At 36.1% G+C, this 13,533-nt stretch carries 11 protein-coding genes and 1 pseudogene; all 12 read right to left on the reverse strand.

Annotated elements, in window-relative coordinates; all coding sequences use genetic code 11:
- Positions 1-59: 59 nt before the first annotated feature.
- Positions 60-1,979, reverse strand: a complete 1,920-nt coding sequence (gene tet(M) / locus G7058_RS10085) for a tetracycline resistance ribosomal protection protein Tet(M) (protein ID WP_000691737.1) — start codon at positions 1,977-1,979, stop codon at positions 60-62.
- Between the two features lie 15 nt (positions 1,980-1,994).
- Positions 1,995-2,042 (reverse strand): annotated as a pseudogene (locus tag G7058_RS12070) (hypothetical protein); the annotation flags it as partial.
- Between the two features lie 313 nt (positions 2,043-2,355).
- Complete coding sequence (locus G7058_RS10095) at positions 2,356-3,285, reverse strand: conjugal transfer protein (RefSeq protein WP_000584387.1); 930 nt, start codon at positions 3,283-3,285, stop codon at positions 2,356-2,358.
- Positions 3,286-3,301: 16 nt separating this feature from the next.
- Entirely contained in the window at positions 3,302-4,324 is a 1,023-nt protein-coding gene (locus G7058_RS10100) for a bifunctional lytic transglycosylase/C40 family peptidase (RefSeq protein ID WP_000768374.1), read from the reverse strand.
- Complete coding sequence (locus G7058_RS10105) at positions 4,321-6,348, reverse strand: CD3337/EF1877 family mobilome membrane protein (protein ID WP_000192390.1); 2,028 nt, start codon at positions 6,346-6,348, stop codon at positions 4,321-4,323. Before G7058_RS10105 ends, G7058_RS10100 begins: the two co-directional genes overlap by 4 nt.
- The gene (tcpF, locus tag G7058_RS10110; protein ID WP_000941001.1) at positions 6,345-8,798 is read right to left on the reverse strand and encodes a conjugal transfer ATPase TcpF; all 2,454 of its coding nucleotides are present in this window, start codon (positions 8,796-8,798) and stop codon (positions 6,345-6,347) included. The genes G7058_RS10105 and tcpF overlap by 4 nt, the downstream gene beginning before the upstream one ends.
- Positions 8,782-9,177 carry a conjugal transfer protein gene (locus tag G7058_RS10115; protein ID WP_000723886.1) on the reverse strand — a complete coding sequence of 132 codons (396 nt, stop codon included), beginning with the start codon at positions 9,175-9,177 and terminating at the stop codon, positions 8,782-8,784. Before G7058_RS10115 ends, tcpF begins: the two co-directional genes overlap by 17 nt.
- A 70-nt stretch (positions 9,178-9,247) precedes the next feature.
- On the reverse strand, positions 9,248-10,273 hold the full coding sequence (locus G7058_RS10120; RefSeq protein ID WP_000234705.1) for a hypothetical protein: 1,026 nt from the start codon (positions 10,271-10,273) through the stop codon (positions 9,248-9,250).
- A gap of 71 nt (positions 10,274-10,344) precedes the next feature.
- Positions 10,345-10,845, reverse strand: coding sequence for an antirestriction protein ArdA (locus G7058_RS10125; protein ID WP_000421245.1), 501 nt, complete (start codon positions 10,843-10,845; stop codon positions 10,345-10,347).
- 61 nt (positions 10,846-10,906) lie between these two features.
- On the reverse strand, positions 10,907-11,668 hold the full coding sequence (locus tag G7058_RS10130) for an abortive infection family protein (protein WP_000494842.1): 762 nt from the start codon (positions 11,666-11,668) through the stop codon (positions 10,907-10,909).
- A gap of 59 nt (positions 11,669-11,727) precedes the next feature.
- Positions 11,728-11,949, reverse strand: a complete 222-nt coding sequence (locus G7058_RS10135; RefSeq protein WP_001009054.1) for a hypothetical protein — start codon at positions 11,947-11,949, stop codon at positions 11,728-11,730.
- Positions 11,950-12,214: 265 nt separating this feature from the next.
- Positions 12,215-13,399, reverse strand: a complete 1,185-nt coding sequence (gene mobT, locus G7058_RS10145) for a MobT family relaxase (protein ID WP_166063418.1) — start codon at positions 13,397-13,399, stop codon at positions 12,215-12,217.
- Positions 13,400-13,533 lie beyond the last annotated feature (134 nt).

Consider the following 13,533-nt stretch of genomic DNA (forward strand, 5'->3'; position numbering starts at 1 on the left):
TAAAGAATATTTCATCTTATTTAATAAGAAACCATATTTATATAACAACATAAAACGCACTAAGTTATTTTATTGAACATATATCTTACTTTATCTATCCGACTATTTAGACGACGGGTCTGGCAAACAGGTTCGCCAGTGGTAACCTGATATCCTTTTAGCTCTGCTAAACAAACACTAAGCCCATTTGTAAAAAAAGTTAAATCATTGCGATAATCTTGAATACATCGAGCAGGAATTTCTCCAATAATAATGACCTCATTATTTTTCAGTTGAGTATTTACGATATTTGCACAATATTTGGGAGCATCGTTATATGCCCGTGAAAGATATTCCTGTGGTGCATAAACTTTAAAACTAAGATATGGCTCTAACAATTCTGTTCCAGCTTTTCTAAAGGCTTGCTCCAGTACAATAGGAGTAAGCATCCGAAAATCTGCTGGAGTACTAACAGGGCTATAGTATAAACCGTACTTAAAACAGATTTTACAATCCGTCACATTCCAACCATATAATCCTTGTTCGCAACCATAGCGTATCCCTTCCATAACTGCATTTTGAAATGATTGATTTAAGTATCCAAGAGAAACCGAGCTCTCATACTGCATTCCACTTCCCAACGGAAGCGGTGATACAGATAAACCAATGGAAGCCCAGAAAGGATTTGGCGGCACTTCGATGTGAATGGTATATTCTGCATTTTTTAACGGTCTCTCCATATAAATGACTGTAGGCTCTTTTAGTTCTATCTCCACATGATACTTTTCTTGCAACAGTGCACTAATCACTTCCATTTGTACTTTCCCTAAGAAAGAAAGTATAATTTCATGTGTCGTAGAATCCACGTAATATCGTAGAAGCGGATCACTATCTGAGATTTCCAAAAGGGCATCAAGCAACATTTCTCTCTGTTCAGGTTTACTCGGTTCAACAGTTGTTTGTAGTAGAGGGTGCGGATTTTCAATCTTTTTTCTCTGTGGCAATAGTTTTGTATCTCCAAGAACACTATTTAACTTCAAAAACTCATTTTGCAAAATAACAATTTCTCCAGAATAAGCTCTATCAATCTTACATAATTCACCATTTATTGAAGTATACATTTCTGTAACTTTTATTTTTTCTTTTTCTGATACTCTAACCGAATCTCGTAAATGTAGTACTCCACTATAAAGGCGTATATATGCAAGACGTTGTCTTTTTTTTGTATATTCAATTTTGAAAACATTTCCGCAAAGTTCAGACGGACCTCGATGTGTTGATGAATAAAATTTATTAGTAATAACTTCTATAAGGTTATCAATCCCTATATTACTTTTTGCACTTCCATGATAAAGAGGGAACAGAGAACAATTCTGAAATCTTATGCTTTCCTCTTGTTCGAGTTCCAATGCTTCTAATGATTTACCGGACATATATTTCTCTAAAAGGTCATCGTTTCCCTCTATTACCGTATCCCATTGTTCAGATTCGGTAAAGTTCGTCACACACATATTAGGATACAGTTCTACCTTCTGTTTGATTACAATTTCGGCAGAAAGTTTCTCTTTAATATCCTGATAAACCGTTGATAAATCAATTCCATTTTGGTCAATCTTATTGATAAAAAAGATTGTGGGAATCCCCATTTTCCTAAGTGCATGAAATAATATACGAGTTTGTGCTTGTACGCCATCTTTTGCAGAAATCAGTAGAATTGCCCCATCTAAAACTGATAATGAACGATATACTTCTGCTAAGAAATCCATATGTCCTGGCGTGTCTATGATGTTCACCTTCGTATTTTCCCACTGAAAAGAGGTTATTCCTGTCTGAATTGTAATTCCTCTCTGACGTTCTAAAAGCGTATTATCCGTCCTCGTTGTACCTTTGTCCACGCTTCCTAATTCTGTAATCGCTCCACTGTTATATAATAAGCTTTCTGTTAAGGTAGTTTTTCCTGCATCAACATGAGCTAAAACTCCAATATTAATAATTTTCATGTGATTTTCCTCCATTCAAAAACCCAAAAGGGCATAAAAATCCCAGTGATAAATACTTTTATCACTGGGATTTTTATGCATAACCATAGGTATACAAAGCATACAGATATTCTCTGGATACATTAGAATCACATGATAAAGGTATTCTTAAACTGGGTACAAAAAACTAAGCCCTCCTAAAAAAGGACATCTAATTATTTGTTCCCGCTATCAAATTGACAGTTTATTTAAGAATACCTTGCCGCATATTTATTAACTCCTTTTAAATAGTCACTTAAATAATAGCACGTAAGAGCATATTTGTAAAGGAATCTCCAATTTTTTATCAAAAAGAGTACATGATTACAAAGTATCTGTAATCATGTACCAATATTTGTTATTTTACAATCTTCCAATTATCTTGTTTTTCTAATATCAACTCAAATTGCGAGATTTGGGTTGCCTTTGTTTCTTGATCTAAATATTTCACAGCGACATTCACGATTACTTGGTTATCTTTTCTGGTAAAGATAGGATTCACCAATTCCTCGAAAACATATTCCTTGTTAATCATAGGTAACACATGATTACTTACATAGTAAGTCAATTCTTTTTCTGTGGCGGTAGGATAGAGCTGGAAGAACGTTTCTAAAAAGCTAGTGATTTCGTCCATCGTTTCTGTATCTACTGTATGGTCACTTTCTAGCTGTTTGGGTTGGTAGTCCGATTTTTGAGGTTTCTTACTCATTGTCGGATTTTTGATAATAACCATATTATCTGATTCATCTATATGGACAACCACATGAAAGCTAGACGATATAGTTTCCTTGTCTTTGTCTTCGGTAATAACTTGTTCAACAGAAAACAGTACCTCAAAGGTGTTCTCATTCACTTGAGAAACCTGCCACACCTGTATATCGTTCACACTAGAACTAGTAGGAATATCCTTACGAATCATTTCTTCATTTAATACCTGCAATTCTTCCGTCAAATAATGGGTCAATTTTTCATTTCGTTTATCAATGGCTTCTTGGGATTGTTGCCACGAAAAGTAGTCTTTCGCAAAGGATTTCACAAAACTTTCTACTTGGTTGGTATCGACAATCTGCTGTTTAATGATTTCTGTTTCACGGACAGTATGAGTGTCAATGGCAGTAAAATTTTTATAGATTCCAAATCCGACACTACCAATCAATAAAACCCATAAAACAAAGGTTAATTTCTTATGCGTGCCAACTTTAATCATCGGAACTTTTCTTTGCTTGCTCGGTTTTTTAGATTTCTTTGGTTTCTCCTTCTTTTCTTTTCGCTCGATTTTTATAATCATTTGATTCATTCCTTTCTTAGTTATGAATAACACGTCTAGCCCCAATCAGATGGTCTTGCCAATAACGACTGCTTAAGTCGCCATAACCGATTGGGTCGCCTGCATGATAAAAGCGATTTCCCTCTAAATATATCGCCACATGAGTCACATATGTGCCTGCATTATAGGTTGAATGAAAGAAGATAAGGTCGCCTGCTTGGGCTTCTTCCATAGAGATTTCTTGCGTAGCGTCATACTGATCTTGGGCGACACGAGGGAGAGAAATGCCAGCTTTGTCATACACCCATTGTATTAAGCCACTACAATCAAAAGAGGTGGTAGGCGACGCCCCTCCAAAGACATAGGGAAACCCTTCGTATTTCAAGGCTTCGTCCATAATGACTTGCACGGTTTCATCATCAAATTCTGTTGGGGAAGTGTCGGTTAGGTATTGTGAAACCAACTGAACATAAAACTGATTTCCATAGTTATATCGCCAACCACCATTCACAGGTATGGCTATGGGATTGGGATAGTCTGCTTTTTGACCACCCGACTTCTCTTTAGAAAACTGTTCGGCTAATTCATAGGTATATTTTTTCCCATGACTCCTCACATAATTTAAAAAGCCACCGCCATAATTATAAGATTGGATAACAGAATCTATATCCACTCCTTGTTGTTCTGCACTGGTTAATAATTCACTGAAATATTTAACCCCTTGTTTGATGGACTCTTCGGTACTCAAACTGTTGGGCGGTAAACCCAAAGATTCGGAACTTTGCATAACATCTTCTGCTGTACCGCCCGATTCCACTTGCATAATGGCTAAGATATAAGAAACATAGTCTTCAATCCCATATTCCTTACCATATTTTTCAATCAACGGACGGTGTGCCAACACTTCTGGTGAAACGGTCACACCGCCTTGTGAAATAGAAGAATCCTTGTTGTTTTCGCCACTGTCCGTATCATCTGCAAAGAAAATGACTAGGAATAATAAGAGAAAAAAGAAGAGAGAGAAGACCACACTACAAATCACTGTTATTTTTAGCTTCATGTTTGTTGTCCTCGCTTATCCGTTCTTTTATTTAGCTTCCTCTGATTGAATTGCTTCGGTGGTGTCTTTTGTTTTTGCTCTTTTTTCAATGGTCGCTGATGATTTTCACGTTTAGTGTTTTGTGACAAAACAGGCGTGACGGTTTGCTGACGCTTGCGAACATGCTGCTGGTTATTCTGAACAGGAGATGATGGGTTTTCTTTTCGTCTTTTTTCTTTTGCTTTATCCAGCTCCAAACGCTTTTGAGCAATGTTCTTTCGTTTTTGCTCCTGCTGGTTCATACGCTGTTGTTTGCGTTGAGCTTTGGTATCTGCCATAGATTGTTTAAAGTCTGTTACATTATGAGTGACATTCTCTTTTCCTTGATGAAGGGCATATTTGACATGGGTTGGTGTCGCCTGTATCTGTTGTTTAGCCTGCTTTCTTTTATTGACTAGACGATTTTTCGTGTCCAATACATGGGCTGTCTTTTCACCTAATCGTTGCCCGATACCGCCTTGTTGCTTTTTCACATTGGAAAGTGCTGTTTCTTTCTTTGGTGTAGTCCGTTCATTTTGACGAGTATGGTTAGCTTTATTGGTTTGATTCTGCTTTGTTGTCATTGTCTTTTGCTTCGTTGACCCTGCTTTTCCACGAAAAATCTTACTCATACTGCGTTGAAATCTTCTGGTTTGTCGATTCATCATTTGACGAGGTCTGCGAAACACTTGTCTGCCCATGTTTTGAGAGTCGTTGCTTTGTAAAGAGAATAGGCTCATTAAATCGCCCAGTTTAAAATAAATCCCTGCAAAGGTCACAATTTGTAAAAACATAATCATGAAAAAGGGAGAACTTGCTGACAGCGAATAAAGCATAGTGGAAATACTAAAGGCAACGGTAATAATCAAGGTAATACCAGCCCTTGTCATAATCACATTAAATAACTTGGTAATGGCATGCCTGCCCATGCCATCAAAACTCGGCAACATACTTAATAGGAAACTGATTGGCAAAAACATAGCGAAAATAATAAATAGCACTTGCGAAAAAATCATGATTCCTGTTAGAAGGAAAACAAAAATCGAGATACCAATATTGAATACAAACAAAAAGAAGACCGTTCCTAATCGGGAAATGGTCTTCGGGAGTGTTAAATAGGTATTGTCATGATCTTCAATTTCTTCAATCACTACATTTTCTCTATCTTCACCATTGTTTGTATCTGGACTGGTAGCCAATAACTTTTCCACACGGTCTTCACCTAAGGTTTCTATATCGGTTGAGCCATATTGAAGTAATAACCACGGTTGCTTGACTTGAACAGAAAATAGGCTATCACGTATCATATCCACACTGTCTTTGCCTTGACTATCCGTATCGGGAAGGACAATCTTTGTCCCAATATCTAAACTGGCAGTGCTCACATCTTTGGAAAAATCATTGATTTTCGCAATATAATCGGGAGCATACGCAATAAAGGAAGCTGATAGAATAAACACCACCACAAAATTTAACACAGCTCGTATAGCTTTGGTCGTTTCTCGTTTCACCAGTCCTGTATAGGCAACGTAGATTCCAACAATCAGAATAAAAAGAAGAAGGAAGCCGACATAAAAACCCGAACTGGAAAAGCCATTCGGTGTAATCCCTGCAATGGTCTGCATGTTCTCACCAATCGCTTGAGACGTTTGACTAATGAAATCCAAGGCGTAGGCTTCTTTGACCAAATAGCCTGTGGCGTTGGAAAGATAAAGAGAAATCGTCCAAATGAAATTGGTAATGGCATACAGTCCATACATCACTGATTGCCCTATGCCGTCACTCCAATTCCACGGCAGCCAGCCCCAGCTATTGTCCACATAATAATCAAGCTGATAATGATTTAAACCATACTTGGAATACTCGTTGCTTGTATCAATGGTTTCATCAACTAAGCCTGTTGCTTGTACTGCATTGCCCAGCGTGCCTAATAAAAGTAAAATAACGCCCACACAAAGGAGCGTTATCCAACTATAGTGAAGAAATTTCTTTTGTTTTTGTGTCATTTTTCCCCCTCATTTCGCACAGGCGGTCTGGTATCAAAGGCATGAAGCAACTCTTCAAAAATCGGGTGAAACTGCATAACCCCTACACGACCATAGATGTCTGAAACTAAACATTGTCCATTTTCTAATTCACGTAAGCGTTTCTGATTGTTTTCATCTTCCTTGTCCACGCCAAAAAATTCTAAGGTCTTTTTGATTTCCACTAGGTCAGTGGAACGAAAGGCGAATTTCAAGCCAATATTATTCTTCATCTTTTCATCTAGTAAATCGTCGGCGTTTTGAGTAACGAAATAGACCCCTGCATTCATGGCACGCCCTGCCCGAACTAAACGCATAGATAGAGCTTTTCCTTGTGCCACTTGTAAAAAACTCCAAGCTTCATCAAGGTCAACAATTTTAAAAATGGAACGGTCAGAGTGGATAAAGTCTAAAGCAAAGGTACTAATGACAATCAGCATTGCCACACTTAATAATTCCATGGTGGTGTATTCTTCAAAAGAGCTATTGGAATCGGGTAAGACCAAATCTGCCACTTGAATAATATTGAGTTGTTTTTCCAAGCTAATGGATTGGGTGACATTGCCATCACTGAATAACAGATGGGCAAAATCATAATCGACAAAGCTTTCGATATGGTCAGCAATACTATTGCTGATGGGTGTATCTTCTTTTCGCAATTCATCAATCACCAATAACAACCCTCGTTGTTCGCTTTGAGTGACACTCCGAATCGCTTTACGCAGGACAGGAAACTTCTCGCTATCTCGGCTGGAAATGCCTGTTAAGAACGTGAGAATATCAATGGCTAGGCTTTCTGAATCTTTCGGGAGTTTTAAGATCACATAAGGGTCAAGTAACCCTTTATTGTCGTTCTCACTCGTGAGATTAACGATATTGATTTCATGGGCAATATCAGGTAAGGTTTCTTTCCATTTGCCACGTTCAGCTTTTGGGTCTACAATGATTGCCTGTCCGCCAAAGAGTACCGAATAATAGACCAGCATATTGTTAGAGAATGATTTTCCGCCACCTAATGAACCAATAAAAGCAGACGCTAACGCATTCGTCACAGAGCCTTTAATTCCTTGACTTGCAAGGCTGGGTTGGAGATAAATATTTCTGCCTGTATCGAGATTGTAACCGACGTAAATACCAGAATTTTCACCAAGCATTTGTGTAGCTCCGAAACCAAGACCAGCCAAAAAATCCGACGTGACATATTGAATATAGTCATTGATATATCGCTTGCTTGAGGGAATAAATTCATTATGCAAGCCTAGCATATCGCCAAAAGGTCGTACTAATTTGATAGACAAATCATCATAAAAATCTTTTACTTCATCACAACGTTGTTTCAACTCGTCCAGATTTTTTGCCGATACCCGTACCACATAGCTTAGTTTGTACATGGATTCTTTGGTTTGGTCTAGGTTGGTTTCTAATTCGTCGACAGATTCTAAAGCGTCCACCACATTGGTACTGGTTTCATTGTCGCTTTCCCATGCGTGACTATCCAAGTCTTTCAATTCTTTCTTTTTGTTGCGAACGGTAGACAGAGCTTTTTTATTAGCAACAATTTCAACATTCATGCTGGTATCAATCGGGAAAGTGAACTGTTGTTGCTGGTAATAAAAAATCTCACTATTGGGGAAATCCAATTCGCCGACGATACTGTTAATCGTAAAATACGCCACATAAGTGGTAGTATCTTCCTGTTCCATCCGTAAGTAGCGTTGCTTTTCTTCGATTAAACAGCGAGTGGGTTTAATAATATCGTATTTCTTTACCAACACTTTTTTATCTTCATATCGTTTGGGTAAATGGTAGTCGTAGTCATCAAAAGGAATCCCTGTTTGACCGTAAAGGTGGGCAATGATATACCCAAAATCATCTTTCCCCAATGGGCGAATGTGAAAGCGTCTGGATAATTTACTTTCTAATAACTGTTCCATTTTAGAAAAGCGTTCGATTTCTGACATAGGCATAGAAACAAAATCGCCCATCAACTTGTGATTCACGCCATGAAAGAATTCCGCAAATGCTTTTTGAATGTCTTTGCCAATATTTTTGACCGATACTTCCTGTTCATTCAGCAAGAGTTTAAAACCAATAAAAAAGCGATAGTCCACTTGATTGTCACCAATCATAGAAACTAACGCTTCGGTCTGTTCATCTATTTTTTCGTAAGCTATCTCTTTTAATCGTCCAGTGATTTCTTTTTTCGATTGTTCCTGTGTCGCTCGAATACTTGATTCGGTTGCTAGTTGCAGGGCATGAATCTTACCATCACGATTTTGGGCAATCAATTGACGGAAATTATCATGAACTTGAACTTTTTCATCGGAACTTAAAAAACTGTAATTATAGGGAATTAATTCATAATAAGCAAATACTTCGCCATCATGATTAAATACGAGATTATCTTCGATATATTTAATGGGGTGTGCCATTTAATTGTTCACTCCTTACAATCGTGATTGATTCATTCATTTTTTCTTTATTTAATCGTATTTGTTTGCCAGCATAGGTTATTTTAGGGCGTAGAGCATAGGTAATAATAGATTTTAAAAATCCATAGGGTTTCTTCCCGTCAAAGGTTTTTTGACACATGAACCAAGTGAGGACAACGGGAATCCCTAAGTATTTGAGTAGTGCTCCGTCAATCAAGGAAAGTGGTGGTAAACTGCCAAAGATTATAACGACAAACAAAGAAACGATAAACCATGTCATTTGTGTAAAGGTTATGGGAAAAGGGAGTTGTAAATCATTAATTGCATAAATCACTTTTTCTACTGACCAAATACTGGTGTAACTTCTTATTTTTTTCATGTCTTCACGTCCTTTCCGTAAAAATAGAAAAAGAGCAATCAAAATAGGTGATTGCTCTATAAAATAATAATTATTTTGTGACTTTTAATTGTTGAAAAATAGTTATTCTGAGTAAATCATCTAAAAGACAGCAGGTATGAAGTAATACCCAATTTAATCTACTGTATTCTGTATAGTCAAAATGAAAGTGTTTCATAAATTTTTGAGCGAATTTTTCTGCTTTTTCGTTAAAACCTTTGAAATCACCATGTCCGATTTTATTTCTCATTTGTCTTAATAATTTTGCTACTTCACTCGAAACCTCTCCATATTTCTTATCAAGATAAGGTATTAGTAATTTGTCAATTTCATTTGTATTCTGATTTGGTTTTAATAATACAAGTTCTAACAAAGTAAAAGTCTTTAAATAATGATTTTGATTATAACTATTATCACTATATATCCCGTTCATAATATAATCTAATTTGTAATAATCGTTTTCCGATTTTAGTATAGAATCAATTCGGTTGCCCATTTTTTTAAGTTCCGTAATGTAGTCGTCTGTAGTCCTGCACCCTTTAAAGTTTGAATCAATTCTAAAACTTAGATTTGATAATATCCTAGTATGCTCTTTAGGATTCATATTACTTGTATAAATGCAGTTCATATGAATACCATTTTGTATATCATGATTTACAAAGTTACTAAAATACATCACTTTTTCAGCGTAATCCTCTTCACAAAAACGACCATCAAAGCAATTGCTTGTCCAATCAAAAAAAGGCATATCCTGATATTCATAGTCAAAGAATAGACATATCATATTATCAACAAGGCATTGAAGACATGACTCAATAGAATCTAAATTATATTTTGTATAGTCTTCAACATTGGCGTGAACGATTTCTTTCAAATAAGATATAGAATATTCTGTTTGAAATGTTTTACCATACCTTTTCAAATTATCTGCCATGTCAACTTTTTGTTGTCGAATTTCTTGTAACATGTCTTCTATAATGCTTTCCTTCCAGTCATCAGAAACATTAGATATATATAGTTTCAATTTATCTGACAATTTTATTTTTGTTATTTTCCCATAAACATCTATTATTACCAATTGAACAATCCTCCTTAATTCAGAACGTATAAAATTATTATAGCAGTATTGCTAGTTTAGAGTAATCCATGTTAATTAGAATACTCAAATACTCCATGAGAGGTGATAAGATAATTTCCCTCTATTTCCATATCACGTCCCAAAGCTTGATAATCAATATAATTTTGTAAATTAGAAGGTACTTCACCAAGTTGTCCTGTTTCTTCCACATAATAACGGGCGACATCTTCCATAGAATCACATTCACTATAACAATGAATATTCTCTTTGTTTTCCAGTAATTCTTCCAAGCTACTAAACCACATGCCTTGAATTTCTTTGAGTTCATTATAAATAGGTGTACCTTCGATTTCTTGAATGGCTTCACATAGACGGTTGATTTCACTAATTGGCGTGTATTCGTCCACATCAAAAGGAAGCTCAAAATCATGTATGGCGTATTCTTCGTAGTTCTCATTTAAACCGATTCTTTCTGCCATTTCTTCCTCATCAATTGGTGGAGTAAACCATGATCCAACTAATTCACCTTCATTATACCGTCCCAAATTTGCCACATAGACTTTCAATTCCAATTCTTATCACATCCTTTTTATAAAATATAGTCAAAAAAAAAGTAGCAATCAGTTAATGACGCTACTTATCAAGGTATCCGCTAATATAATCTGTAACTGTACTTGAAATACCTATTATTAGTTTTGCTTCTCTCTTTCCAATAATATTTGTATTAGGATGTGCAAGTGAATGCCTATTTCTTGCTTCATTAAGAGAGCTAATCATTCCATTTGATGACCTTATCGTTGTCTTCACTATATCAGCAAGTTCAGTAGGTTGAATTTCTTTTTCAATTAATTGTTGTATCCTACTATATAATTTAGATAGATTTTCGTCTCTAGGAACTGTAATTTCATATTTTTTTAGTATTTCAATTAAATATCCATGAAAAGCAGTGTGAACTCTGTCAAAGGCACGTTGATATTCACCATTACTCATGAAAGACTCAGCGTCTTCAATAGCTTGTGAAATCACATCACTAATTTTCAACTGACTAAAGTTAATTACTTCGTAATTCTCTGGAAGTGGTACTAAAATAGTATCCACTAATACATTATCACCTTGTTTATCATATATGGAGCTTGCTGTCTGGGTAAGCAAATCTTTATGACTTTCAAAAAAGTCTAAATCATCAAAAGGAGCTCTTATTTTAAGATAGGTGCAAAGCGTATTCCAATCCCTTTTGTATCCTTTATAATAAGTAAACTCGTTAGTCTCATCTAAAGTTACCTCTGATATTTTCATTTTAGAAACAATCTCGTTACCTCCTTCATAATAATTTGAAGAGCTCTTTCTTTCTAATGTTTTAATTAAAAGAGATTTAAATTGATCATTTGTAAACATATTCATGGATCCTTTCATAACAAAATATATACTTCCTATTTTATCATGAAAAATATCTGTTAAGCACCAATGATTCGGTTAAATAAGTTTAATAACACATCTTTCACGCCAGCTGCATTGAACACAAGTCCGACGGCGATTAAAGCAATAATCAAAAAGCCAATAAGTTTTGAAAATTCTCGTTTAAAACCTAAAAACAGTCCAATGACGACAATCGCTAACAATACCAATGACTGTGCATTATCCAAGAACCAGTTGTACAAATTCTGCCCAAAATTCATGTGATTGTCCTCCTTTCCTTAAGATATTTTTCTCGATAGTAGATATAGCTTTTTACACGCTTTAATAATTGAAAAGGAGTTAAATGCTCTCCATAAACAGTTATTCGACTGGTATAATTCTTATAAAAGCTCACTTTGTAAAAATCATAGGTATAGATGGTATCACCAGCTTGCCGTTTTCCCTCAATAATGAGAGACGTATATTTCCCTGTATTTTGTATATACGCTTGAAACCCTAACTTCTTTAATTCTTCTGTTAAGAGGCTCATGTAATCAAATCCTCCATGCCTAGATGTTGTTGTTCAATTAATTTCTCATGTTTTTCTGTCAGTTTGGCTTCATGAATCATGGTGGAAATAATGGTTGTACCGTTGAGAATATCTAAAATGCTTGCGACTTTTAATGTAGGGGCGACTTGATGATGTAACCAGTTCAATGTTCGTTCAAAAGAATAAGGTTCTGGCTGTATGGTTAGGCGTAATGCTCCACGATTTTTGCCGATAAACCATTCCCAGCGTTCATTGGTTTGCCAATCACTCCGTCGCTTGGTTTCGTCCTTATCGGCAAAGCGAATATAACGATTGATAATCTCAAACGCTGTTTTTTCTGCATTTTGATGTTCCAACAAATCTTTCATGGCTTGAGTGGCTCTGTCGTTTTTCAAACGAATTTCAAAGCGATTCTTTATTTCTGCGTCTTCTAAGGCAATATCATTTTTCACGTATTGCTCATAATCTTTCTCATATATACAGAAATAGACTTCGCTTTTTAATGAGCCAATATAAAGGGTGTTTCCCATGTCTGGTTTTTCATCACGGTGAACCAATTCACCACTGCGATAATTTTTAAAGCTCCGAAAGACGGAAATACATTCTTCCTGTTTACATTTCTTTGCCAATTCTGGAATATTCAAAATCCCTGTTTTATCGTTGATGGCTAAATCCAAGCGTTTGAAAATACCTTTATGTTCCATGCAATCTTGAAAGAAACCATACCAGCTCCGATGTTGAGCCAATAGAAAGTTTTCAAATTGCCGACAGCCTTTTCCTTTCAGTTCTAATAAAACCCCTTTACTTACATCATGAGAGACTAGGACAACAATATCACCGAAACGATAGTGTTCGGGATAAGAATAATAGCCAAAGTCTTCGTGTAGCATATAATCCATATTCAAGCGTAAAACCTCACCGATAATTTGAGACACATCATTGGTAGGGAATCGAATCCGTACATAGTCGAATAACATCTCCAATGGGTTATCGGGATTGAAGCGTTCCAAAGCGTTCAGTAAATCTTCTTTCACCTGTTGAGTAGGGACTGCCTTGCCTGTTTCAATATCCGATAGGTAAGGTCTGGTAATATGAGAAGCAAGCGCCAGTTTATTTTGAGAAACGCCATAAGCCAGTCGCTTTTCTTTCAATTCCTTAATCCAAATTTTTTCGTTTTCCATTCGCAAACCTCCAATCTAAAAAAGATGTAAACTATGACCCTTGAGTTTACATCTTTCCTATTTTCCGCAATTCCTTGTACCATCAACATTGGTTGATGAGAATTGCCTGTTTTCAGTTGTATTTGTGCCCCCCT

It is taken from the genome of Jeotgalibaca porci (assembly GCF_011299095.1).
In the GTDB taxonomy this organism is placed as follows: domain Bacteria; phylum Bacillota; class Bacilli; order Lactobacillales; family Aerococcaceae; genus Jeotgalibaca; species Jeotgalibaca porci.

Bases quoted from the DNA above. Each gene is read 5' to 3' on its own strand.
- G7058_RS10095 (WP_000584387.1), bottom strand. From the start codon at position 3,285: ATGATTATAAAAATCGAGCGAAAAGAAAAGAAGGAGAAACCAAAGAAA.
- G7058_RS10100 (WP_000768374.1), bottom strand. From the start codon at position 4,324: ATGAAGCTAAAAATAACAGTGATTTGTAGTGTGGTCTTCTCTCTCTTC.
- G7058_RS10105 (WP_000192390.1), bottom strand. From the start codon at position 6,348: ATGACACAAAAACAAAAGAAATTTCTTCACTATAGTTGGATAACGCTC.
- tcpF (WP_000941001.1), bottom strand. From the start codon at position 8,798: ATGGCACACCCCATTAAATATATCGAAGATAATCTCGTATTTAATCAT.
- G7058_RS10115 (WP_000723886.1), bottom strand. From the start codon at position 9,177: ATGAAAAAAATAAGAAGTTACACCAGTATTTGGTCAGTAGAAAAAGTG.
- G7058_RS10130 (WP_000494842.1), bottom strand. From the start codon at position 11,668: ATGTTTACAAATGATCAATTTAAATCTCTTTTAATTAAAACATTAGAA.
- G7058_RS10135 (WP_001009054.1), bottom strand. From the start codon at position 11,949: ATGAATTTTGGGCAGAATTTGTACAACTGGTTCTTGGATAATGCACAG.
- mobT (WP_166063418.1), bottom strand. From the start codon at position 13,399: ATGGAAAACGAAAAAATTTGGATTAAGGAATTGAAAGAAAAGCGACTG.